The 24,273-nt window shown below is 49.2% G+C and carries 20 protein-coding genes and 2 rRNA genes (1 of these 22 cut by a window edge); 4 read left to right on the top strand and 18 right to left on the bottom strand.

The window, feature by feature from the left end; genetic code table 11:
* Window positions 1–5: 5 nt before the first annotated feature.
* The gene (grxD, locus tag KMZ15_RS01690; RefSeq protein WP_223693504.1) at window positions 6–317 is read right to left on the bottom strand and encodes a Grx4 family monothiol glutaredoxin; all 312 of its coding nucleotides are present in this window, start codon (window positions 315–317) and stop codon (window positions 6–8) included.
* Window positions 318–378: 61 nt separating this feature from the next.
* Window positions 379–1,302 carry an NAD-binding protein gene (locus tag KMZ15_RS01685; protein ID WP_223693501.1) on the bottom strand — a complete coding sequence of 308 codons (924 nt, stop codon included), beginning with the start codon at window positions 1,300–1,302 and terminating at the stop codon, window positions 379–381.
* A gap of 56 nt (window positions 1,303–1,358) precedes the next feature.
* On the opposite strand from KMZ15_RS01685, the gene KMZ15_RS01680 reads away from it, so the two are divergent.
* Together KMZ15_RS01680 and KMZ15_RS01675 are read left to right on the top strand one after the other, a co-directional pair.
* Window positions 1,359–2,393, top strand: a complete 1,035-nt coding sequence (locus tag KMZ15_RS01680) for a CDP-6-deoxy-delta-3,4-glucoseen reductase (RefSeq protein ID WP_223693499.1) — start codon at window positions 1,359–1,361, stop codon at window positions 2,391–2,393.
* 24 nt (window positions 2,394–2,417) lie between these two features.
* Window positions 2,418–3,605, top strand: coding sequence for an acetylornithine transaminase (locus KMZ15_RS01675; RefSeq protein WP_223693497.1), 1,188 nt, complete (start codon window positions 2,418–2,420; stop codon window positions 3,603–3,605).
* A gap of 162 nt (window positions 3,606–3,767) precedes the next feature.
* Here the strand turns inward: KMZ15_RS01675 and KMZ15_RS01670 are convergent, their stop codons facing one another.
* From KMZ15_RS01670 to KMZ15_RS01650, 5 genes are all read right to left on the bottom strand, one after another.
* A complete protein-coding gene (locus KMZ15_RS01670; protein ID WP_223693495.1) occupies window positions 3,768–4,493 on the bottom strand; it encodes an amino acid ABC transporter ATP-binding protein in 726 nt (241 codons plus the stop codon).
* Window positions 4,490–5,167 carry a glutamate/aspartate ABC transporter permease GltK gene (gltK, locus tag KMZ15_RS01665; protein WP_223693493.1) on the bottom strand — a complete coding sequence of 226 codons (678 nt, stop codon included), beginning with the start codon at window positions 5,165–5,167 and terminating at the stop codon, window positions 4,490–4,492. Before gltK ends, KMZ15_RS01670 begins: the two co-directional genes overlap by 4 nt.
* Window positions 5,167–5,907, bottom strand: a complete 741-nt coding sequence (locus KMZ15_RS01660) for an amino acid ABC transporter permease (protein WP_223693490.1) — start codon at window positions 5,905–5,907, stop codon at window positions 5,167–5,169. The genes gltK and KMZ15_RS01660 overlap by 1 nt, the downstream gene beginning before the upstream one ends.
* Window positions 5,908–6,085: 178 nt before the next feature.
* A complete protein-coding gene (locus KMZ15_RS01655; protein ID WP_223693488.1) occupies window positions 6,086–6,991 on the bottom strand; it encodes a glutamate/aspartate ABC transporter substrate-binding protein in 906 nt (301 codons plus the stop codon).
* A 75-nt stretch (window positions 6,992–7,066) separates the two neighbouring features.
* Window positions 7,067–8,350 (bottom strand): Glu/Leu/Phe/Val dehydrogenase, encoded by a 1,284-nt coding sequence (locus tag KMZ15_RS01650; protein ID WP_223693485.1) that lies wholly within the window; start codon window positions 8,348–8,350, stop codon window positions 7,067–7,069.
* 187 nt (window positions 8,351–8,537) lie between these two features.
* Between KMZ15_RS01650 and KMZ15_RS01645 the strand changes: the two genes are divergently transcribed.
* Window positions 8,538–8,936, top strand: coding sequence for an acyl-CoA thioesterase (locus KMZ15_RS01645; protein ID WP_223693483.1), 399 nt, complete (start codon window positions 8,538–8,540; stop codon window positions 8,934–8,936).
* Between the two features lie 41 nt (window positions 8,937–8,977).
* Here KMZ15_RS01645 and KMZ15_RS01640 read toward each other — a convergent pair whose 3' ends face one another.
* Together KMZ15_RS01640 and KMZ15_RS01635 are read right to left on the bottom strand one after the other, a co-directional pair.
* Complete coding sequence (locus KMZ15_RS01640) at window positions 8,978–10,177, bottom strand: acetyl-CoA C-acyltransferase (protein ID WP_223693481.1); 1,200 nt, start codon at window positions 10,175–10,177, stop codon at window positions 8,978–8,980.
* A 13-nt stretch (window positions 10,178–10,190) separates the two neighbouring features.
* Window positions 10,191–12,611: a 3-hydroxyacyl-CoA dehydrogenase/enoyl-CoA hydratase family protein gene (locus tag KMZ15_RS01635; RefSeq protein ID WP_223693479.1), complete on the bottom strand. Its 2,421-nt coding sequence runs from the start codon at window positions 12,609–12,611 to the stop codon at window positions 10,191–10,193.
* Window positions 12,612–13,225: 614 nt separating this feature from the next.
* Here KMZ15_RS01635 and KMZ15_RS01630 point away from each other — a divergent pair.
* A complete protein-coding gene (locus KMZ15_RS01630) occupies window positions 13,226–14,206 on the top strand; it encodes a hypothetical protein (protein WP_223693477.1) in 981 nt (326 codons plus the stop codon).
* Between the two features lie 109 nt (window positions 14,207–14,315).
* Here the strand turns inward: KMZ15_RS01630 and KMZ15_RS01625 are convergent, their stop codons facing one another.
* The 9 genes from KMZ15_RS01625 to KMZ15_RS01585 all read right to left on the bottom strand — a co-directional run.
* Window positions 14,316–16,100, bottom strand: coding sequence for an acyl-CoA dehydrogenase C-terminal domain-containing protein (locus KMZ15_RS01625; protein WP_223693474.1), 1,785 nt, complete (start codon window positions 16,098–16,100; stop codon window positions 14,316–14,318).
* 37 nt (window positions 16,101–16,137) lie between these two features.
* Complete coding sequence (nudB, locus tag KMZ15_RS01620; protein WP_223693472.1) at window positions 16,138–16,614, bottom strand: dihydroneopterin triphosphate diphosphatase; 477 nt, start codon at window positions 16,612–16,614, stop codon at window positions 16,138–16,140.
* A gap of 21 nt (window positions 16,615–16,635) precedes the next feature.
* Window positions 16,636–18,438 carry an aspartate--tRNA ligase gene (gene aspS, locus KMZ15_RS01615; RefSeq protein WP_223694637.1) on the bottom strand — a complete coding sequence of 601 codons (1,803 nt, stop codon included), beginning with the start codon at window positions 18,436–18,438 and terminating at the stop codon, window positions 16,636–16,638.
* A 109-nt stretch (window positions 18,439–18,547) separates the two neighbouring features.
* Window positions 18,548–19,186 (bottom strand): DUF502 domain-containing protein, encoded by a 639-nt coding sequence (locus tag KMZ15_RS01610; protein ID WP_223694635.1) that lies wholly within the window; start codon window positions 19,184–19,186, stop codon window positions 18,548–18,550.
* Window positions 19,186–19,542: an FmdB family zinc ribbon protein gene (locus tag KMZ15_RS01605; protein ID WP_223693468.1), complete on the bottom strand. Its 357-nt coding sequence runs from the start codon at window positions 19,540–19,542 to the stop codon at window positions 19,186–19,188. Before KMZ15_RS01605 ends, KMZ15_RS01610 begins: the two co-directional genes overlap by 1 nt.
* Before the next feature lie 28 nt (window positions 19,543–19,570).
* The gene (ubiB, locus tag KMZ15_RS01600) at window positions 19,571–21,121 is read right to left on the bottom strand and encodes a ubiquinone biosynthesis regulatory protein kinase UbiB (RefSeq protein WP_223693466.1); all 1,551 of its coding nucleotides are present in this window, start codon (window positions 21,119–21,121) and stop codon (window positions 19,571–19,573) included.
* Window positions 21,121–21,771 (bottom strand): SCP2 domain-containing protein, encoded by a 651-nt coding sequence (locus KMZ15_RS01595; RefSeq protein ID WP_223693463.1) that lies wholly within the window; start codon window positions 21,769–21,771, stop codon window positions 21,121–21,123. The genes ubiB and KMZ15_RS01595 overlap by 1 nt, the downstream gene beginning before the upstream one ends.
* A gap of 346 nt (window positions 21,772–22,117) precedes the next feature.
* Window positions 22,118–22,231: ribosomal RNA gene (gene rrf / locus KMZ15_RS01590) — 5S ribosomal RNA — on the bottom strand.
* An 88-nt stretch (window positions 22,232–22,319) separates the two neighbouring features.
* Window positions 22,320–24,273: ribosomal RNA gene (locus KMZ15_RS01585) — 23S ribosomal RNA — on the bottom strand (it continues 927 nt past the right edge of the window).

Below are 24,273 nucleotides of genomic sequence, written 5' to 3'. Positions count from 1 at the left end.
TAGCTCTATTCAGCTGTGAATAATTGTTGCAATTCACCTGACTGGTACATCTCTACCAGAATGTCCGAACCGCCAACAAATTCACCATTGACATAGAGCTGCGGAATCGTCGGCCAATCCGAATATTCTTTGATGCCTTGCCGAATTGCTTCGTCGCGTAAGACATCGACTGTATGTAAACGGCTAACACCGCATGCTTTAAGTATCTGTACTGCACGGCCAGAGAAGCCACACATTGGAAATTGTGCGCTCCCTTTCATAAAAAGAACCACCGGATGTTCGGTGACAAGTTGTTTGATATGCTGCTGAGTATCCATAGGAAGTGTACTGAATGATAAGTCTAGTAGTAATTTAGTATGATAGCCGATTCTGCAAAGATCAGCGTGATTCGGGTTTGCCGCCGGCAAAAGAATTGCTGATATGTTCTAGCAGAAAATGCTGCACCGTCGGGTAATGCAGTTGATAACCTAATTCTATTTTAAGCCTAGTATTCATTAAGCGGCGTGATTCACGCATAAATGACAGCAATCCGGGTTCCAACAACTGCTGCGCTTGGGCGCTTGATACCCGCGCAGGCCGTGGCAACCCGTGCGCATCCGCCACTAGATCAAAGTAGTCACCTAATTTCATTTGCGTATCATCCACCGCGTGTATAATCCGCTGCGGGCAACCAAGCCGCTTTATCCGCAACACAATCATCGCAAGATCATCAGCATGAATGTGATTGGTATACACGTCTTCTTCGGTATTAAGAGCGAACATGCCTTTTTGTAAGCGCGCAAGCGGTAACCGATTATCGGCATAGATGCCAGGAATGCGAACAATACGCAGTGATAACACAGCGCGCGCGCCTGCTGCACGCAGCTGAGTCTCTGCTGAAATACGCCTGAGCGAGCGTGCATTGGCCGGTTGCGCTGGCCGGGTTTCAGCAACCAGTGCTCCGTCGCAATCACCATAAACGCCGGTTGTGCTGGCATAAATCCATACCGGCGGCGCCAATGAGCGGCCCAAGGCACTCAGCAAGAAACGCGTACGCGGGTCACCGTTACCTTGTGGCAAGGGTGGCGCTAGCTGCAGCACGGTATCTGCCAAGCCAGCAAGACGCTTTAGACTCGAACGTTGATCAAGGTCACCGACGATAGGCACAATACCCATTGCGCGCAGACTAACGCAACGCTCAGCGTGACGGGTTAGGGCCAACACACGGTAGCGCGGCAACAGTAACTTAGCGCAACGCAAGCCAATATCGCCACAGCCGATAATGAGAATTCGCTTACGCTTAAGTTTGCGGGTTGGAATCATTGTGGCATCATTATATATTCGGGTCTTAGAAATGTTTCGTTACATTCAGTCTTTTTATGGCATTTAATATTACTCTTCGGCCCAGCGGCCGGCAATTTCAAGTAGAACCTAATGAACCCGTGCTCGCAGCAGCCTTACGGCAAGGCATTGGCTTGCCATATGGGTGTAAAAACGGCGCGTGCGGTTCGTGCAAAGGCACAGTGCTGTGCGGCGAAATCGAACAAGCAACGCATTCAGCCTCAGCTTTGTCCAATGACGAAAAATTACGAGGCATGGCGCTTTTTTGTTGCTCGGCGCCCAAATCTGACCTCGAACTTGAAGTGCGTGAAGTAGCTGGCGCAACCGATATGCCGGCTAGAAAACTCCCCTGTCGCGTCAACGCGCTTGAGCGGATTGCTGATGATGTCATGATTATGCGCTTGCAATTACCGGCGAATCAGCAGTTGCAGTATTTCGCCGGCCAGTATATTGAATTTATTTTAAAAGACGGTAAGCGGCGCAGCTACTCAATTGCCACACCGCCGCATCATGATGGGCCGCTTGAATTACATATTCGCCACATGCCAGGAGGGGTGTTTACTGATCATGTTTTCACCGCCATGAAGGAGCGCGATATGCTGCGCTTCGAGGGGCCGCTGGGGACTTTCTTTTTACGCGAAGAGACCACCCGGCCGATCATTTTACTCGCCTCAGGCACGGGCTTTGCTCCGCTCAAAGCGATCGTCGAGCATATGATATTTAAGCGCATCGAGCGACCCGTCACGCTCTATTGGGGCGCACGCCGTAGCCAAGATCTGTATCTGGCTGAGCTGGCTCAGCAATGGGCCAATACGCTGCCCAATTTTTCTTTTGTGCCGGTTTTATCCGAGCCGGCAGCCGAAGACAATTGGCACGGACGAACTGGCTTTGTGCATCAGGCAGTGGTGGCAGATCTGCCCGATTTATCCGCCTATGAAGTTTATGCGTGCGGCGCACCGGTAATGGTTGAAAGCGCTTTGCGCGATTTCACCGCGCATCATCGCCTACCTCAAGATGCGTTTTACGCCGATGCGTTTACCAGCGAAGTAGATTTGGCGAACCCAGTCGCATAACTCAGTGTTTAATGGAATTTGAAGATGCATTTTAATGACTACCCCACGCAGTCGCTGATGACCATCACTAACCGGCCTGAGCTTGTTTTTACGCGTGGCGAAGGCGCTTGGTTATACGATAGCGAAGGTAAGCGTTATCTCGATTTTATTCAAGGTTGGGCCGTGAACTGCTTAGGCCATAGCCATAAAACAATGATCCACGCGCTCACCACACAAGCGCAAAGCTTAATTAATCCAGGCCCAGCATTTTATAACGCACCCTCGGCGCAACTTGCCGGCTTGCTGACTGATTTTAGCTGCTTTCAGAAAGTATTTTTTGCCAATAGCGGCGCTGAAGCGAATGAGGGCGCAATCAAATTAGCCCGCAAATGGGGGCGTAAATTTAAAAACGGCGCATACGAAATTATCACGTTTAATCATAGCTTCCATGGCCGGACATTGGCGACCATGTCTGCTAGCGGCAAACCCGGCTGGGACACCATGTACGCTCCGCAAGTAGCGGGCTTTCCAAAAGCTGAGCTCAACGATATTGCATCGGTTGCACGTTGTATTCATGACAAGACCGTTGCCATCATGCTAGAGCCCGTGCAGGGTGAAGCCGGCGTGATTGGCGCCACGCGCGAATTTATGCAGCAATTGCGCGCCCTCACGCAAAAACACCATCTGCTGTTAATTGTCGATGAGGTACAAACTGGCTGCGGTCGTACCGGCCAACTCTTTGCCTACCAATGGTCAGATATTGAACCCGATATCATGACATTAGGTAAAGGCATCGGCGGCGGTGTGCCACTTGCCGCGCTGTTGGCGCGTGATGAAGTCGCTTGTTTCGAGGCTGGAGAACAGGGCGGCACCTATAATGGCAACCCTCTTATGTGCGCTGTAGGCGTTGCTATACTTGAACATATCAGTCAAGCGGATTTTTTGGCTGGCGTGCGCGAACGCGCTGCTTATTTTAGTGACGCCTTGCTGAAATTATCTAATGAGTATGGTTTTGCCGGCGAACGCGGCGAGGGCCTGCTACGTGCACTATTGCTGGGTAAAGAGATTGGTCATGAAATCGTTGAAAAAGCTCGGGAACTCGAGCCAGCAGGCCTTTTGCTCAATGCCCCGCGGCCTAACCTAATACGCTTTATGCCAGCGCTTAATGTCACTAAAGATGAAATTGATTTGATGCTTGTGATGCTACGTAAAGTGCTTGATTCAATTGTTTAAAATGAGATCAGCCAGCATCATTTTCCGCCCTTCTAATCTCTGAGCATAAAGGGCCATTCGTCAGCGCAGCCATTTTATTTCTTGGCGAATCATGCCTGCGCTATATAAATGTCAGATCAAATTAAATATAGACCCAAAGTGATAGGGCAAACACGTTTAAGTTCAATGCAAAATCTTCGCTAAAAATTCCTTTGTGCGCTCTGATTTTGGGTGTTCAAAGAATTCTTCTTTAGGCACATCTTCAACAATAGCGCCCTTGTCCATAAAGATCACGCGGTGGGCAACTTTTTTGGCAAATCCCATTTCGTGCGTGACGCACATCATGGTCATCCCTTCACGTGCAAGCTCAACCATCACATCAAGCACCTCATTGATCATCTCTGGATCAAGCGCGGAAGTCGGTTCATCAAACAACATCGCAATGGGGTCCATGGAGAGCGCACGAGCAATCGCCACCCGCTGTTGCTGACCGCCCGATAGCTGTCCCGGATATTTATCCGCATGTGCGCTCAGGCCAACTCGCTGCAGCAACTTCATGCCTTTTGCCCTAGCCTCCTCTGCACTGCGGCCGAGCACCTTAACCTGTGCCAGCGTTAGATTCTCCGTGATCGATAAATGTGGAAACAGTTCAAAATGCTGAAAAACCATGCCGACTTTGGCCCGTAGTTTAGACAACTTGGTTTCCTTGGCTCTCACTGACTGACCATCAAGCCAAATCTCACCTTGTTGGAATGGCTCAAGGCCATTAACCGTTTTAATCAGGGTCGATTTGCCAGAGCCAGAGGGTCCGCATACCACCACGACCTCGCCCTGATTCACTTCAGTACTACAATCAGTTAGCACCTGAAATGGACCATACCATTTAGAAACGCTTTTAAGAGAAATCATCTTGCATACCTTTTTTGAAAACGCCCGACGAGAGTGGAGGCAAACAAGCAAATAACAAAATAACATGCCCCCGCAAAGAGCACCATCTCAACCAGTTGCCCATCGCGTTCACCAATATTGGTCGCCGTGCGGAAAAAATCTGCCAGGCCGATGACATAGACCAAAGCCGTATCCTGAAAGAGTACAATGCCCTGCGTTAAGAGTAACGGCACCATGGCACGAAAAGCCTGGGGCAAAACCACTAGACGCATCGATTGCATAGAGGTCATACCGAGCGCATTAGCCGCATAGACCTGCCCACGCGGGACACTCTGAATGCCCGCGCGAATGATTTCCGAATAATAAGCCGCCTCAAACAAAGAAAATGCAATAATTGCTGAAGCAAAGCGGATATCGATATCAGGCGGCAAATCAAGCAAAGATTTGAGCAATTGCGGCACCAATAGGAAAAACCATAAAAGCACCATCACTAACGGAATCGAGCGGAAAATCGTCACGTATAGTTGCGCAAACCAAGCAAGCGGCTTGATTGGTGAAAGTCTCAATAACGCCAGGATGGTTCCCCAAACAATGCCAACAATAACAGCTGCGACTGTGATTTGGACTGTGATGAGCATGCCCTGCGCTAAGGTAGGCAGAGAAGATGCAATTCCGCTCCAATTAAATTGATACATTATTTCCCTCCAATTTGACCTGGCAACCTGGAGGTCCTTTCAACCCAAAGCATAAAAAGCATTACGGTCGCATTAATCAGAGCATAAGAAGCGGTCACTACAATGAAAGACTCGTAGATATGCGCTGTATAATCACTGAGTTGGCGCGCTTGTGCAGAAAGTTCGAGTAAACCAATGGTGGCAGCAACCGCTGAATTCTTAAAAATATTCAAAAATTCAGACGTTAAAGGCGGCACAATAATTCGATACGCATTCGGTACTAAAACATAGCGATAGGTTTGCGGCAGTGTAAACCCGAGCGCGAGGGCAGCATTTTTTTGGCCGGGCGGCAGGGCATGAATACCTGTTCTCACCTGCTCGCAAATCCGCGCGCCGGTAAATAAGCCAAGGCAAATCACCGCTGACGAAAAAAATTGAATCGAGGGCGGCAATCCTTTGAACCAAGTGCCCAGTGACGGAGACACAAGCTCTGGCAGCACAAAATACCAGATAAAAAATTGCACAAGCAAGGGGATGTTGCGAAATACCGCGACGTAAATAGCGCCGATGCTGGCTAACCATTTATTGGGTAACGTGCGCAATATGCCAAATAGAGAACCAGCGATAAGCGCGATGATCCAGGCCGCTAAAGAGAGCGTAACAGTGACCTTCAGGCCATCAATGAACCAACCGAGATACGTCGTTAGCTCGCCGGTGGACACAGCACTTAGCAAAATGCCCCAATTCCATTGATAACTCATAACCCTTAGATTGCTATAGAAACAGTACTTTAAGACAGTTCTTTTCCTGTTTCATACTATCAGGCCTAACTTTCCCAGCTGCGTCCGAGGCCCTCTCGAACGCAGCACCACCATTGCTGATAAGTCTCATAACGGGTAGGGCAGTGATGGTTGCCAGCCACTATACGAACACACTGGCTTAACCTTTCGCCTGATCATTCGGACTCTTGAACAATGCTTTGAGTTCTTCGCTTTGCGGGAAGCTCAAATTTAGATTGCGAGGAGGAATGGGTTTTTGAAACCATTTTTGATAAATCTTAATGGCTTCGCCTGACGTTTGCAGTTTAGCAATGGTGTCATCAACCAACTTTTTGAATGCCGGGTCATTTTTGCGCAACATACAACCATAGGCTTCTTGTGATTGCGGCGTACCCACAATCACAAACTTGCTAGGGTCTTTTGCTTTAGCACGCTCTCCGGCAAGTAACGCATCATCTATCATAAACGCTACTGCACGGCCCGTTTCTAACATCAAGAACGCCTCGCTATGATCTTTTGCGCTAATGATATTCATGCCGAGCTTCTTTGCTTGATTCATTGCGCGCAAAATGCGTTCAGAGGTAGTACCCGCTGTGGTCGCTACCGTCTTACCCTTCAAATCAGCAAAATCCTTGACACCTGAATCAACACGTGTGAGCAGCCGCGTGTTTACGACAAAAATCGTGTTGGAAAATGCAGCTTGCTGCTGCCGCTCAAGATTGTTTGTGGTGGAACCGCATTCAAGGTCAATCGTACCGTTTTGCAGCAATGGAATCCGGTTTTGAGACGTGATCGGCGTGAGTTTCACATCTAGATGCGGTTTATTAAGCTCTTGCTCAATTGCCTTAACAATCTGCATCGCGTATTCGTGCGCATAGCCCACCACCCGCTGGTTCTCGGCATAATAGGAAAAAGGAATGGACGATTCCCTATGTCCCAATGAAACCGTGCCCGTATCCCTAATTTTTTGCAAAGTGCCCGTCGTACTAGCACTCTGCGCCTGTGCATAAGAGAACGTTAGCGTACCTGCCGTCATCAATGCCGTTACTATTTTTTTAAACTTCATACTAAGTTCCCCTTCTGAAAAATAGATTATATATCCCAAATGGTTTATTTATAAAGCAAAAAGTTTAAATATATCTCAAGGATACAGTCCACGCATCTCCCTGGCCATTAAAATTCTTGTACATGCAACAATATAAGCCGCTGTACGCACAGAGACCTTGTGTTCAAGCGCAACTTGCCATATAGATGCGAACGCCTCACGCATCACACGCTCAAGACGGTGATTAATTTCGTCTTCGCTCCAGAAAAAACTGGAGAAGTCCTGCACCCATTCAAAGTATGAAACGGTCACCCCACCTGCATTTGCGATGACGTCAGGAATCACAAGAATGCCATGCTCGTTCAGAATATCGTCAGCCAACGGTGTCGTTGGCCCATTTGCGCCTTCGACCACAATCCTAGTGCGAATCCGTGGTGCATTTTTTTCAGTGATTTGACCTTCTAGTGCAGCCGGAATCAAAATATCGGTTTCAAGCCCCCAAAATTCATCCGCAGCCAGCGGCTCGGCGCCTGTGAAACCCACAATGCCGCCCGTTTGAGCAACGTGTTCAAGCAATTTAAGCACTTCAATCCCGGCCGGCCGGTAAAGAGTACCCGTATGGTCTTGCACTGCTATGATTTTGGCGCCCGCGTCAGAAAAAAGCCGCGCAGCAATCCCGCCAACGTTACCAAAACCTTGAATTGCAATCCGTGCTCCAGCGATGTCCAAACCAATTTGGCGCGCACTCTCGCAGGCTACGACGAAAACCCCGCGGGCAGTCGCTTCTTTACGCCCAAGACTGCCGCCTAGCGCAATCGGCTTGCCTGTTACCACACCCGTTGCGGTACGTCCTTGATTCATCGAATACGTATCCATCATCCATGCCATCACTTGCTCATTAGTGTTGACATCAGGCGCTGGAATATCCGTGTTAGGACCAATAATGAAATTGATTTCACTGGTGTAGCGACGGGTCATCCGCTCGAGTTCACCGCGTGAAAGTCTCCGCGGATCAACCCGGATTCCGCCTTTTGCGCCGCCGTATGGGACATTCACTGCCGCATTCTTGATCGACATCCAGGCAGACAGCGCCATCACTTCAGATAGCGTCACGTCTTGGTGGTAGCGTAACCCGCCCTTGCCAGGACCTCTTGAAGTATTGTGCTGCACGCGATACCCTTCAAAATGGGCAACGGTGCCATTATCAAGCTCGATAGGCACATCAACGATCAGCGCGCGCTTAGGCCGCTTAAGGGTTTCGATCCAGCGCGACAATGAACCTAGATAAGGTGTAACGCGGTCAATCTGTTGTAAATAAGTGCCCCATGGGCCAAGTTCATCTTGCCGAAGGTAAGATGGTAATACATGATGTTGCGACATAAACTTCCTCAATCCCCGGAAAAAAGTTGCGCGCTGGTTAAAAAAAAGTTTATAAACCTTGCGCTTTAGTTGCGGCTTACGCTCAAAATTTTGATATTGTCTCAGAATGATTGACTATTTATCCGAAGTACGCGAAAACTAAGTCCGAAAACTGAAACATTAGTGTAAATAACAACGGAAATAAAACATGCATTCACTCCCTCACCTCCCACATGGCAAAACCCTCGCTTTACGCGTGGTGCCACAATCTTCTAACGCGACTATACATGGTGACATATTCGGCAGCTGGATTATGGAGCAAGTGAATATTGCCGGCTCGATTCCAGCGACGCGCCGCGCACAAGGCCAGGTGGTCACTGTAGCCATCAATTCCTTGGTTTTTAAGCAACCGGTGTTTGTTGACGATTTGCTTAGCTTTTACGCAGACATCGCCAAAACTGGCAACACCTCGGTCACGGTATCGGTCGAAGTGTACGCGCAGCGGCTCAATTTTGCGGAAGAGATTTTCAAAGTAGCAGAAGCTACGCTCATCTATGTCGCCACAGATAGCGACCGCCGACCGCGCGCATTGCCAGCACCAGATTGAGTGATCACAAGCTCGCTCGAGCTTGATCACAGCAAATCCACTCAAACTCGCTCGAGAATGCCCGCGGCACCCATGCCCGCGCCCACGCACATGGTGACCATACCGTATTTAAGGGAGTGTCGGCGCAGTGCATGCACAACCGTGGTAGCGCGAATTGCACCCGTGGCGCCCAATGGATGACCTAACGCTATCGCCCCGCCGAGTGGATTCACTTTTTTAGGATCAAGCTTAAGCTCCTCTATGACGGCCAGCGATTGTGCAGCAAATGCCTCGTTCAACTCAATCCAGTCGAGTTGGTCCTGCTTAAGCCCCGCTGCTTTTAAAGCAGCCGGAATGGCTTCTCTCGGGCCGATCCCCATAATCTCGGGCGGTACGCCCCGCACCGCAAAACTCACAAAACGCGCCAGCGGAGTGAGATTGAATTGCTTAAGTATTTTTTCCGAAACCACCAGCAGCGCAGCAGCGCCATCTGACATTTGCGAGCTATTTCCAGCCGTGACTGAACCACCATTCGCAAACACGGGTTTCAGCTTAGCAAGCGCCTCAAGCGAAGTATCGGCACGAGGCCCCTCATCCTGCGACGTGAGTTGCTTTCTTAAATCAAGCTCGCGCCGATTAAGGTCTGGGAAACGCTCGATCACCTCAAACGGCGCCACTTCGTCATTGAATTCGCCGGCAGCTTGCGCCTGCAATGCTTTTTGATGAGATGCAAATGAAAAAAGGTCCTGCGCATCGCGTTTAATGTTCCAGCGTTGCGCAACTCTTTCAGCCGTCAACCCCATGCCGTACGCCAGCCCAAGATGTTCATCTCGTTCAAAGATATGCGGCGAAACGGATGGAGTATTGCCCATCATCGGCACCATGCTCATCGATTCCACACCGCCGGCAATCAATGCCTCCGCCTCACCGACGCGGATGCGATCTGCGGCCATGGCAAGTGCAGTTACGCCAGAAGCACAATAACGGTTCACCGTTACACCTCCTACACTGACTGGCAACCCTGCCAACAATGCGCTGACACGCGCGATATTCAGCCCTTGTTCAGCTTCTGGAAACGCACAGCCAATCATCACATCTTCAATGACGTGTAGATCAAGCTCGGGGACTTGCGCCACCACCGCTCGTATGGCGTGAATCAATAATTCTTCTGGCCGCGTATTCCTGAATATCCCACGCGGCGCTTTGCCAATGGGTGTACGGTTAGCGGCAACGATATAGGCGTCTTGCACTTGTTTATTCATTTTTTTCACTCCATCAATTACGCACAGGCTTACCCGTTTGCAGCATCCCTATAATCCGTTCTTGTGTCTTCTTCATGTCCAGTAATTCGACAAAAGCCGCGCGCTCAAGTTTAAGCAACCACGCTTCATCAACCAAACTTCCCATTTCGACCTCCCCGCCGCACAGCACTTCAGCAATTTTGCTGCTAATTAAGAAATCATGAACTGAAATAAAACCGCCATCGCGCAGATTCACCAGTTGCGCTTTAATCGTGGCAATCCCGGCTCGCCCCGCCACAGCAATGGCATGTACCGGCAAAGGCGCGCGCCAGCCCGCGTTTGCCAATGCGCGCGCTTCGCTGAGAGCTGTTGCCAGCAGTTCGTGCAGATTAAATACAATCGTATCTGACGGCAACAGATAGCCAAACTCAATAGCTTCGAGTGCTGAGCTAGAGACCTTTGCCCGCGCAATATTCTCAAACGGTTTAACTAGAAATTCAAGCAAATTTCTCTGGCCCAAGCACCGAGCCGTTTCAGCTGCACGCAACGCCCCTTCTTTCAAGCCTCCCCCCGCAGGCAGCAAGCCAACCCCTGCCTCCACCAGACCGATATAGCTTTCAAAATAGGCCACCCGCTTGGCGCCATGCATGACCAGTTCACACCCCCCGCCCAGTGCAATTCCTGCGATTGCTGGGACCACCGGCACAGCTGCATATTTCACACGCTGCATGGTTTGTTGGAACTGAGCAACGAAAGGTTCAACTTTTTTTGCTCCTCCCGCCATCAACGATGGTACCAACCCTTCCAAATTTGCCCCAGCTGAGAACGGCCCCGCTTGCAGTGCAGAGGGCTGCCAAACCACCAGACCGCGATGGTTTTGTTCGGCGAGCTCAATAGCTTGTACTATGCCATCTAAGACGGCTGGGCCAATTGTATTCATCTTGCTCTTAAACGAAACAATCGCGACATCATCCTGACCAGCACGTGCGTCAACCCATATGCGCACCGCTTCATTTTCATGCAACGTTTTGCCAGCCGTGCGCGGATCGGCCGCAACCTCTCCGTTTAAGGGTGCGCGAAATACCTGTTTGGTATAGACTGCGAGCGCGCTACGTGGCACAAATGTACGCGCTTTAGGCGACCATGAGCCGGCTGCGTTATGCACGCCCCCCTGTTCGGCGACGAGTCCATCTAGCGCCCATGCCGGCAATGGCGCCTTCGACAAAGCAGCTCCCGCATCAATATCGGCCTGCACCCATTCGGCCAATTGGCGCCAGCCAGCTGCTTGCCAACTCTCAAAGGGGCCCTCGTTCCAACCAAACCCCCAGCGCACCGCGAAATCAAGATCACGCGCGTTATCCGCAATGTGCTCTAGATGTACGGCGCTGTAATGGAAAACATTACGGAAAATCGCCCACAAAAAACGCGCTTGAGGATGGGTAGATTCATGCAGCAATTTAAAACGCTCAGCAGGAGGTCGCTTTAAGATACGCTCAACTAAAGCATCTGCCCGTGCGCCGCTTGCAATATATGCGCCCTGTTTAGCGTCCAGTACTTTAATTAATTTACCTTCTTTTTTATAAAACCCTGCCCCGCTTTTTTGGCCAAGCGCACCTTGCGCAACCAATGCGCTAAGCACGGGAGGTTCGTTATAAATTGGAAAAAATGGATCATCAAGCAGATTATCTCGCATCGTTTTAATCACATGCGACACCGTATCTAAACCCACCACATCGGCGGTGCGAAAGGTCGCTGATTTAGCGCGTCCGAGCCGGCGGCCGGTAAGATCATCAACCAGGTCAAAACCTAGCTCAAATTTTTCCGCTTCCTTGATTGTGGCTAGCACAGAAAAAACACCGACCCGATTGGCGATGAAATTCGGCGTATCTTTGGCACGGATGACACCCTTGCCTAAGGTGCTGGTTAGAAAGCTTTCTAGGCCATCTAGAATACCTGCACGTGTCTGTTGGGCGGGGATAAGCTCGACCAAATGCATATAACGCGGAGGATTAAAGAAATGCACGCCACAAAAACGGAATTTCAGCTCAGCATCTAAGCCTTCAGCAAGCGTGTTAATCGACAGCCCCGAAGTATTGGAGACAAAAATTGCATCATGACGAATGGCCGGCGCTACTTTTTTGTATAAATCATGTTTCCAATCAATACGCTCAGCAATCGCTTCAATCACCAAGTCACATTCGTTGAGTTTAGCGAGATCGTCCTCGTAGTTGGCTGGCTCAATATAAGAAGCGTCATGGCTCACCCCAAGCGGTGCCGGATTCAGTTTGCGCAAATGCTCGATGGCCTTTTGTGCAATTGAATTTTTAGGTCCTTGTTGAGCCGGCAAGTCAAAAAGTATTACCGGTACTTTTGCATTGATTAAGTGGGCGGCAATCTGGCTCCCCATTACGCCCGCGCCAAGCACAGCGACTTTTCGAATGCTTAAATGACTCACGTTTTTTCTCCGGAAAGGTTGTACAGTTTTTTGCAATTCTTTATCTCAGTCAAACATAGCGTTGACAGCCAGTTTAACTCAACAACAAGTCCACTCTTTTCTACACCCGCGGATGATGCATCCGTTAAACAAGTCGCTGGGACTGCACGTTGCTTGCTTATTTTATAGCCTTGAGAAGGCAAGATTTTACCGTTTCACTCTCACACGCGCAGCCCTCTTGAGACTCTAACCTAAATCTATAGCTAACCCGCCGCAAGCAACCTCCTTTCTAATGAAATCAAATACGCATCCAGCATTTTTCTATCTATGCTAGAGCTTAAAATTCTGTAAGATTTTGAGGTGTACAGCGTTGCATGATGCTATAACTTTTGACATATATTCAATCAAGTATGCATTGTGTACAGTACAGATCATCTACCAAGAAACTCACGCAATCCAACAGGCTAGGGTTGCAAATATCTCCCAGTTTGCTGTGCTTGAGGACATGAGTTCAACAGTTTCTCAAGCACTTCAAACTATAGAAGACAAACAAATGATAAGAGCGTTATGTATATCTCTCATGATGCATTTGTCTATACATCAGTGATTTGTATTTGTAATTCGAAAGGATCGTCATGACAACACTATTAGCTAACCCCCCCTTTCATGCTGATGCAGCGTGGAAAAATGCATTGAATGCGTATTTTCCAGAATTTATGCAATTTTTCTATCAAAAGTTAGCTCAGAAAATTGCTTGGGAGGCGAACTATGAAACGCTCGATAAAGAATTGCAGCGCTTCACTCAAGAAAGCAAAGTGGGCAAACGTCTAGTCGATAAGTTGATTAAAGTGCGCCTGAAAAATGGAGTGGAGTGTTTTTTGCTGTTGCATATTGAAGTGCAAGGCAATTATGAAGCAGGTTTTTCGCAAAGGCTATTCGAGTACTTTTATCGCTTGCATGAACGTTATGGGCAGTGGGCTTTGACGCTTGTGATATTGGCCGATGATCGCACCGGATGGCATCCTAAAAATTTTTCAATCCAAGTGTGCGGCTTTCAAGTGAATCGCTTCCAGTTTCTCACCAGCAAGCTTCTCGATTATCGAGGTCAAGAAAAGGCTTTACTGGAACAAGCTAACCCTTTTGGCATGATGGTTGCAGCGCATCTTGCTGCGTTGCAAACACGTACAGATCCAAACGCGCGTTACCAGCATAAATACGGCCTAACACGTTTTCTTTACGAAAAAGGTTTAGCGCGAGAGAGGATTTTTAATCTTTATCGATTTATTGATGCCATCTTGACTTTACCCGAAGAGTTTGAAATTCGCTACAATAGTTCAATTAAACAGTTAGAGAAGGAGTCTGAGATGGAATATATTACAAGCGCTGAGCGTATCGGTATGGAGCAAGGCCTTGAAAAAGGGCTTAGGGAAGGCCTTAAGGAAGGGCTTGAAAAAGGCAGACAAGCCCTGCTCGCTCTTTTAAAAAGCATTTTAAAAGGCAAATTTGGCGTGTTAGCTGAACAGTATCAGCAACAATTAGACGAAGCAGATGTAGAAACCTTGCGCCAGTGGGGCGAACGTATTTTTATGGCGAAAACGCTTGACGAGGTATTTTAAGGCTATGCTGTAAAGCGAATCTCACCGAAACTAACCAGCAAATATCGCCAATCATCCGATAGGCTGTAAAGCCTATTGGATATATCAGCAACCCAAACAGTCCGCATCATTAAAACCATGCTTCATCCAACTCCATCAGCGACTTTGCCCCGGCACGCGCAGAACGGATTTGCCAAGCTGTTTCGGGTAATAGTTTGGCAAAATAAAAACGTGCCGTAGCAAGCTTAGCTTGATAAAAGGGATCGCCAGTCGCTTGTTTGTCCAGCGCAATCCGAGCGCTGCGCGCCCAAAAGTAGGCAAAAATCAAATGGCCCACAACGCGTAAATAAGGCGTGGCTGCAGCCCCTATTTCATCGCGATCAGTGATTGCCTTCATGCCAATTTCCATCGTGAGTTTTTGTACTTTATCGCCGAGCTCGGCTAATGGATTCACGAACTCTTGCATTTCTGGCTTAACCCCTTCTTGCTCAATAAAATCCTGCACCAACGCACCAAATTTCTTCAGCTTAGCACCCATATCTGCCAAGACTTTTCGACCCAGTAAATCAAGCGACTGAATGGTATTCGTGCCTTCATAAATTGTACCTATCCGCGCATCACGCACGTATTGCTCGCTGCCCCATTCACTGATATAGCCATGTCCGCCAAATATCTGCATACCCAAATTAGTGGCCTCGCAAGCATTGTCGGTTAAAAACGCTTTAACAATTGGGGTCAATAAGGCCACTAATTCTGCAGACTCAGTCCGCACTGCTTTATTGTGATGTGACCGCTCTTTATCAATTAAAAGCGCAGTCCAGTATGCAAAAGCGCGACCGCCTTCGACATAGGCTTTTTGTGTGAGTAGCATACGGCGTACATCGGGATGCACAATGATCGGATCAGCCGGTTTATCTGGCGCTTTAGGGCCATTTAACGCACGCATTTGCAGCCGCTGCCGCGCATAAGCAAGTGAATTTTGATAAGCAACCTCGGTTAGGCCCAGCCCTTGCATACCAATCCCAAGCCGTGCTGCATTCATCATCACAAACATCGCATTGAGCCCTTTGTGCGGCTCTCCAGCCAACCAGCCGCGAGCGTTATCGAAGTTAATGACACAGGTCGCATTGGCATGAATACCCATTTTATGTTCGATTGAAGCACAGCTTACGCCATTACGCTCACCCACCTCACCATTGGCATCAGGCACAAACTTGGGGACTACGAATAGAGAAATGCCTTTGGTGCCAGCGGGTGCACCTGGCAAGCGCGCAAGCACCAAATGGATAATGTTTTCAGCCAGGTCATGCTCACCGCTCGAAATAAAAATTTTAGTGCCGCTGATCCGATATGAACCATCTACTTGAGGGTCTGCTTTGGTATAAAGTAGGCCAAGATCTGTGCCACAATGCGGCTCCGTCAAACACATCGTACCTGTCCAAACCCCTTCAGCCAGCTTGGGTAAGTAGTTTTTTTTCTGCTCTGGCGTGCCATGCGCATGTAGGCATTCATAAGCGCCATGCGAGAGACCTGGGTACATCGTCCACGCTTGATTAGCCGCGTTAAGCATTTCATAGAGCGCATTATTTACAAACATTGGCAAACCTTGGCCGCCATGCTCAGGGTCACAGGCAAGCGCCGGCCACCCTGCTTTTATGTAATTTTGATAAGCCGCTTTAAATCCTACAGGAGTGGTGACAACACCGTCGCTATAATGACAACCTTGTTGATCGCCACTATGGTTCAACGGAAATAACACTTCTTCACAAAACTTTCCCGCTTCAGCGAGCACCTGATCAATGGTGTCAGTATCAAGCCCAGCATGGGTGGGCAAATGCGCCAACTCAGCTTGCACATCAAGCAATTCATGTAAGACGAACTGCATATCACGCAAAGGTGCGGTGTACTGTCCCATTTTTTTCTCCTGTATGAAGTGCTTATTTATTAAGTCATTATATGGAAATTTTTGGCATCGAGCGCGCTGGCAGCTGTAAAATTGCGGCCCGATTCGATGGCGAGAAACAGCGTGCAGCGGCCTCGAGATACGGCAACCAAGTATAAGCGGTGTGCTCGCGCGGCGCGAGTATGATTTCTATATCACGCGGCACTAAAAGTCCAAACCAATGCTCGGTGTTATGCGTGACATCTTTCGCGTAGCGATGGCGCCAGATCGGGTAAATTGGATATGCAACTTGCCAGTGCCAATTAACCAACGCATCAAGTGGCACTGGCGAACTGCCGATGACAATACCCGTTTCCTCAAGCACTTCACGTCTGGCAGTTTCATCGAGTGTTTCTTGCTGATGATCTTTCGAGCCAGTCACCGACTGCCAGAAACCTGGGTAGTCGGTACGCTCGATAAGCAGCACCTCAAGCTCAGCGGTGTAGATAACAATGAGTGCAGATTCCGGTAGCTTGTAAGAGTCCATGCTGAGCGTGCATTTTTTACTTTAAGCTTTAAGCGTCTCCGTCGAGCGCAGCCGGATATGCAACTCGCGTAGCTGGCGTTCATCCACTTCACTTGGCGCTTGCGTCAGTAGACATTGAGCGCGTTGCGTTTTTGGAAAAGCGATAACATCTCGAATTGAGTCAGCACCGGCCATCATCGTGACCACCCGGTCTAGGCCAAACGCAATGCCACCATGTGGTGGCGCACCGTACTGCAACGCCTCAAGCAAGAAACCAAACTTTTGCTGCGCCTCATCCGCATCAATGGCCAATGCCTCGAAGACTTTGCGCTGGATTTCTTCGCGATGAATCCGCACCGAGCCCCCTCCCAGCTCCCAGCCATTCATCACCATATCATACGCTTTTGCGGTACAACGGCCTGGGTCCGTCGCCAATAAATCAAGGTGCTCATCTTTTGGACTAGTGAATGGATGGTGACAAGCGACCCAGCGCGCTGCTTCGTCATCATATTCAAACATCGGAAAATCAACCACCCACAACGGTTGCCAGCCAGGCTCGAAGAACCCTTTCTCTGTGCCAAAAGGGGTGTAGCCGATTTTTAACCGCAAGGCACCCAAACTATCATTGACGATCTTTGCACGATCCGCGCCAAAGAAAATCAAATCACCGCCTTGCGCACCCGTACGCTCAAGGATGGCAGCTAACGCCGCATCATGCAGATTTTTTACAATCGGACTTTGTAGACCTTCGCGGCCTTTTGCGGCTTCATTGACTTTAATCCAAGCGAGCCCTTTCGCTCCATAAATGCGCACAAACTCAGTGTAACCGTCAATTTCGCCGCGCGATAACTGACCACCTTGCGGTATACAGAGAGCGGCCACGCGGCCCGCGGCCATGTTGGCAGGTGCGCTGAAAACTTTAAAATCAACGTCTTTCATCACATCGGTCAACTCAGTGAATTCAAGCTTAACGCGTAAATCAGGTTTATCCGAGCCGAAACGCCGCATTGCTTCAGCATAACTCATCACCGGGAATGACTCAGCGAGCGCAACCCCAATTGAGTTTTTGAAGACCGTACGGATCATCACCTCAAATAAATCACGAATTTCTTGCTCATTTAGAAACGATGTTTCGCAATCAATCTGCGTGAATTCAGGCTGACGATCCGCTCTTAAGTCTTCATCACGAAAGCATTTAACAATCTGATAGTAACGATCAAACCCCGCGACCATTAGCAACTGCTTAAAAAGTTGCGGCGATTGAGGCAGTGCAAAGAAATGACCAGCATGCACGCGTGAAGGCACTAAATAATCTCGAGCCCCTTCAGGTGTACTTTTAGTCAGCATTGGGGTTTCAATATCGATAAAGCCATGCTCATCAAGATAACGGCGCACTTCCATTGCAACGCGATAGCGCAATTTTAGATTGTGCTGCATCTGCGGGCGACGCAAATCAAGCACACGGTGGGTCAGACGAGTGGTCTCCGATAGCGTATCGTCATCCAACTGAAAAGGCGGTGTGGCGGACGCATTGAGCACGGTCAATTGCTGACAAACCACTTCGATTTTACCGCTAATAAGGTCAGTATTTTCTGCCCCTTCAGGCCGAGCCCGCACAGCGCCGTGCACCTGCACACAATATTCGTTCCGAATGCTTTCGGCAATTTCAAACATAGCCGGGCTATCGGGATCACAAACGACCTGTACTAAACCTTCTCGATCACGCAGGTCAATAAAAATTACCCCGCCATGATCGCGACGGCGTTGCACCCAACCACAGAGTGAAACGGTTTTGCCCAACCAGGCTTCGGTTAACAAACCGCAATATTCAGTTCTCATCAACAGGAAATATTAGAAATAAAAGGAACGTAAGCAAAAATCACTTTGCCTACGCAAAAAGATTGAACTTTATGCAAAATATCAAACGCTGACTCACCCTAAGCGATGGCTAGCCTTATACCGTCGGCTCGATTGCACGGTGGTGCGGCACCAGTGGCGCAACCACCCCCATTGAGACGATGTATTTCAATGCGGCATCAACTGTCATATCAAGTTCAACTACATCCGCACGCGGCACTATAAGAAAAAAGCCCGAAGTTGGGTTGGGCGTGGTCGGCACATACACACTCGCGTAATCGCCTTTGATATGATTGACGATATCTCCGCCCGGGGTACCGGTGAGAAAGGCTATTGTGTACACGCCCTTACGCGGGTATTCAATTAAAAGCGTTTTGCGAAACGCATTGCCATTGCTCGACAAGAGAGTATCAGAGACCTGTTTAACGCTCGTATAGAGCGGCCCGACCACCGGGATATGGCGTAGCAGTCCTTCCCACCATTGAACTAAAGTCTGGCCAATAAAATTTTGCGTGAAAATACCCACGCTCAAAATAAAGCCTATGCTCAAAACCGCTCCAATACCAGGCAGATAAAAGCCCAACAGGCGCTCCGGTCGCCACGCCTCGGGTAATAAGGTCAGGGTTTGATCCAAAGTCCCAATGACCAAACCCAGCAGCCATAACGTGATGGCAAGTGGAACTAAAACCAGTAACCCGGTTAAAAAATAAGTTTTCAGTGCGGCTTTTTTGATCATCATGATGGCTTTGTCAACGCAGGTGGAGGTTGAGTTGCTTTATCTACAATTGGAGCGCTCACGCTAGCTGGTGTGGCTGCACTTTCGGCTAGGCCAGCCGCCGCCTTAGCAGGTTCACTCGATTCTCCGCTTGGCTTTGTTTCACTTTTTTGCTTGGCTTCAGAAGCTTTGCCTTTATCACGAAAATCAGTGACATACCAGCCAGATCCTTTCAATTGAAAGCCGGCCGCGGTTAGCTGCTTACGCAACGTAGCTTGTCCACAAGCAGGACATTCGGTTAAAGGCGCAGCACTGACTTTTTGCAGCGCTTCATGGGGCTGATGACACGACTCACAAAGGTAAGCGTAAATAGGCATAATGTGTATTCGGTATTTAATGTATAGATTATAGCCAAAAGCATGCTGTCAGGCCCACTACCCCTGTCAGCAGCCCTATCCATAACAAACGATTTGTGCGCTTTTGCTCAATCAATAGCTGCTGCACAAGCTCATGAGTATGTGTATGTTGCGGTGTCTTAGCCGCTGATGCCAAAACTTGGTGCACCAGGCGCGGCAGTTGCGGTAATGTTTTACTCCATTGAGGCGTCTCATATTGGAGACGCTCCAGCCAGCCACGCCAGCCGATTTGCTCCTTCATCCAACGTTCTAAATAAGGTTTTGCGGTTTGCCATAAATCAAGCTCTGGATCTAGCTCGCGTCCAAGTCCTTCGACATTTAACAAGGTTTTCTGCAGCAATACCAGTTGCGGCTGTATTTCTACGTGAAAGCGCCGTGATGTCTGGAAAAGACGTAACAAAACTTGCCCAAGCGAGAGATCTTTTAATGGCCGATCAAAATAAGGCTCACAGACTGCACGAATCGCGCCCTCCAGTTCCTCTACGCGCGTCGCGGGTGGCACCCAACCAGACTCAAGGTGAAGCATGGCAACGCGATGATAGTCACGCTTAAAAAATGCCAGGAGATTCTGCGCAAAATAATTTTTATCAAAATCAGATAAAGCGCCCACAATCCCAAAGTCAAGCGCGATATAGCGTCCGAAATCAGCGCGATCAAGACTCACCTGAATATTGCCCGGATGCATATCTGCGTGAAAAAAACCATCCCGAAAAACTTGCGTAAAGAAAATTTCAACGCCCTCTCGCGCAAGCTTAGGAATATCGACACCCGCTGCGCGCAATTTTTCGACCTGACTAATTGGCACCCCGGTCATCCGCTCCATCACCAGCACATTTGAGCGGCAAAAATCCCAATACATTTCAGGCACAAGCAATAAGCCACTGCCGGCAAAATTGCGCCGCAACTGGCTTGCATTGGCGGCCTCTCGCATCAGGTCAAGCTCATCGTGTAAGTGTTTATCGACTTCGGCGACCACTTCGCGCGGCTTAAGCCGTTTGCCATCCGTCCATAAACGCTCGATCCAGCGAGCCAGTTTATTTAATAATGCAAGATCGCTTTCTATTACCGTTAACATGCCGGGCCGCAGCACTTTCACAGCAACTTCCTGGCCCGCATGTTTACCGGTTTTCAGCTTTGCAAAATGGACTTGAGCGATAGATGCGCTGGCCACTGGAACACGCTCAAATTGATCAAAAACAGTATCGATTGATTGGCCGAGCGCTTTCTCGATGAGTTCGATTGCACGCTGTGAATCAAAGGGCGGCACCTGGTCTTGCAATTTAGCAAGTTCATACGCAATATCGGGTGCGAGTAAATCACGCCGCGTCGACAAAATTTGTCCGAATTTAACAAAAATCGGACCAAGAGTCTCAAGCGCAAGCCGCAAGCGTACACCACGCGGCAGATCAAATTTACGCCCTACAGTCAGGACCCGAAGCGTAAATTTGACCCAGCGATATTTAAAATGCGACAACGCAACTTGGTCTAAGCCAAAGCGCAAGCAGGTGAAAATAATTTTCCAAGAACGCAGCAGTTGCATTAGTTAGAAACCCTATGAGGGAACGTATCGATTGGCGTCCGTACTTTCATTTTTTTCTCAATTTGGATTACGCGTTTTTCAAGACGGGCCGCATCATCATTCAAGTTAACGATATCCACTTCAAAACTATTGAGCATTACATCGCGCACCAGTTTCGGGTCTTCATCAAGCAGATATTCAGTCACAGCTTCAAGCAAATTGCGCCCGCTATTCCGTAACTGCTGCTGCAACATCCGTGTCGTTCGCATCAGGCGATATGCAGGAGCATCGCCGATCAGTTGCGCTAATGTCTCTTCAGGTTCCCAACGCAGATGCCCGGCAAGCTGTGCCAAGAGTGCGGCAAATTCAGCATCGCCCTTTATTTTCACTTGTTTCATCATGGCCGCACGCCCTTTAAATAAAGAAGCAAAAAGCGCAGCAGACGGCAAAGTAATAGAAACATCACAGGGTGGCGCTTCGAGTGCCATTTGCTCGTTTAGTTCATCTACACTCACGCGTCCATCTCCTTGCACGGTCAGGACCATCAGCAGCGGCGGCGTAGCCACACAAGCTTTACGGCCAGCATAAGGCATCAGGCGCGCACGTGCCCATGCTTCATGGCTTAGCAAGTAATTAATGGCAGTAGCGACCGAATGTGCAACGATAGACATAAAGAAAAAAGCGATATAACAAACCTTAAAACGCACTCCGAGGCAGTATTGTAGCCCATGGCTAAGAGACTCATGAAGTTAACCGTGAAAACCCTCTGCTTAATTTTAAAGAGCCTAGATGAACCTCAATTATTGACTCGATATTTCGTTTAAATTTTCTAGGTTGAAGACCGAAAAGACGCGCGTTATTCTAAATGTGATTGTGGCGCGTGAAGGGAATGTCTGATGAATGTAAAAAGGCGGATAAATATTGTTGAGATTATATAGAAAGGAAAACGCATCAAAAGGAAACGTATAAAACACAAAAAGCCTCCCTTGTTGGGAGGCTTTTTGCTTAAAGAGAGAAGCCTGACGATGTCCTACTTTCACACGGGTAATCCGCACTATCATCGGCGTGGAGTTGTTTCACGGTCCTGTTCGAGATGGGAAGGGGTGGTTCCAACACGCTATGGTCATCAGGCGTAAAGGGTAGAAGAACTGAGAGTGATCTCAATTCATCAAAAAGGGGGGAAGAAGTAATTAGGTAATAGATAAGACACACAAGTTATAGGGTCAAGCCTCACGGGCGATTAGTACTGGTTAGCTAAGCACATTACTGTGCGTACACACCCAGCCTATCGACGTCCTGGTCTCGAACGACCCTTCAGGGGAATCGAATTCCCGGGAAATCTCATCTCGAGGCGAGTTTCCCGCTTAGATGCTTTCAGCGGTTATCTCTTCCGAACATAGCTACCCGGCGATGCCACTGGCGTGACAACCGGTACACCAGAGGTTCGTCCACTCCGGTCCTCTCGTACTAGGAGCAGGTCCTCTCAAATTTCCAGCGCCCACGGCAGATAGGGACCAAACTGTCTCACGACGTTTTAAACCCAGCTCACGTACCTCTTTAAATGGCGAACAGCCATACCCTTGGGACCGGCTACAGCCCCAGGATGAGATGAGCCGACATCGAGGTGCCAAACACCGCCGTCGATATGAACTCTTGGGCGGTATCAGCCTGTTATCCCCAGAGTACCTTTTATCCGTTGAGCGATGGCCCTTCCATACAGAACCACCGGATCACTATGACCTGCTTTCGCACCTGTTCGACGTGTCAGTCTCACAGTTAAGCACGCTTATGCCATTGCACTATCAGTACGATTTCCGACCGTACCTAGCGTACCTTCGTACTCCTCCGTTACGCTTTGGGAGGAGACCGCCCCAGTCAAACTGCCCACCATGCACTGTTCCCGACCCGGATTACGGGCCAAGGTTAGAACCGCAAACAAACCAGGGTGGTATTTCAAGGTTGGCTCCACGCAAACTAGCGTTCACGCTTCAAAGCCTCCCACCTATCCTACACAGACCGGTTCACAGTTCAATACAAAGCTACAGTAAAGGTTCATGGGGTCTTTCCGTCTAGCCGCGGGTAGATTGCATCATCACAAACATTTCAACTTCGCTGAGTCTCGGGAGGAGACAGTGTGGCCATCGTTACGCCATTCGTGCAGGTCGGAACTTACCCGACAAGGAATTTCGCTACCTTAGGACCGTTATAGTTACGGCCGCCGTTTACCGGGACTTCAATCAAGAGCTTGCACCCCATCATTTAATCTTCCGGCACCGGGCAGGCGTCACACCCTATACGTCCACTTTCGTGTTTGCAGAGTGCTGTGTTTTTATTAAACAGTCGCAGCCACCAATTTTTTGCAACCCTTTCTCCCTTCTGGCGCAGGCCAGTCAAGATACCAGGGCGTACCTTATCCCGAAGTTACGGTACCAATTTGCCGAGTTCCTTCTCCCGAGTTCTCTCAAGCGCCTTAGAATACTCATCTCGCCCACCTGTGTCGGTTTGCGGTACGGTCGTCATTAGACTGAAGCTTAGAGGCTTTTCTTGGAACCACTTCCAATTGCTTCGCAAACTCACGTTTGCTCGCCCCACATCCTTGAATTCCGCGCCCGGATTTGCCTAAGCGCCTTCTCTAATGTAGGGACCGGGACATCCAACACCCGGACAACCTTTAGCGATCCGTCCCCCCATCGCATCTAACGACGGTGCAGGAATATTAACCTGCTTCCCATCAGCTACGCATTTCTGCCTCACCTTAGGGGCCGACTCACCCTACGCCGATGAACGTTGCGTAGGAAACCTTGGGCTTTCGGCGAGGGGGCTTTTCACCCCCTTTATCGCTACTCATGTCAGCATTCGCACTTCTGATACCTCCAGCATACCTTTCGATACACCTTCACAGGCTTACAGAACGCTCTCCTACCATGCATATTACTATGCATCCGCAGCTTCGGTGACTGGCTTGAGCCCCGTTACATCTTCCGCGCAGGACGACTCGATCAGTGAGCTATTACGCTTTCTTTAAAGGATGGCTGCTTCTAAGCCAACCTCCTGACTGTTTTAGCCTTCCCACTTCGTTTCCCACTTAGCCAATCTTGGGGACCTTAGCTGGCGGTCTGGGTTGTTTCCCTCTTGACGTCGGACGTTAGCACCCGGCGTCTGTCTCCCGTGAT

The organism is Mycoavidus sp. HKI (genome assembly GCF_020023735.2).
In the GTDB taxonomy this organism is placed as follows: Bacteria; Pseudomonadota; Gammaproteobacteria; order Burkholderiales; family Burkholderiaceae; genus Mycoavidus.
Note: the sequence above shows the minus strand (reverse complement) of the source record. Positions and strands in the feature narration are given on the sequence as shown.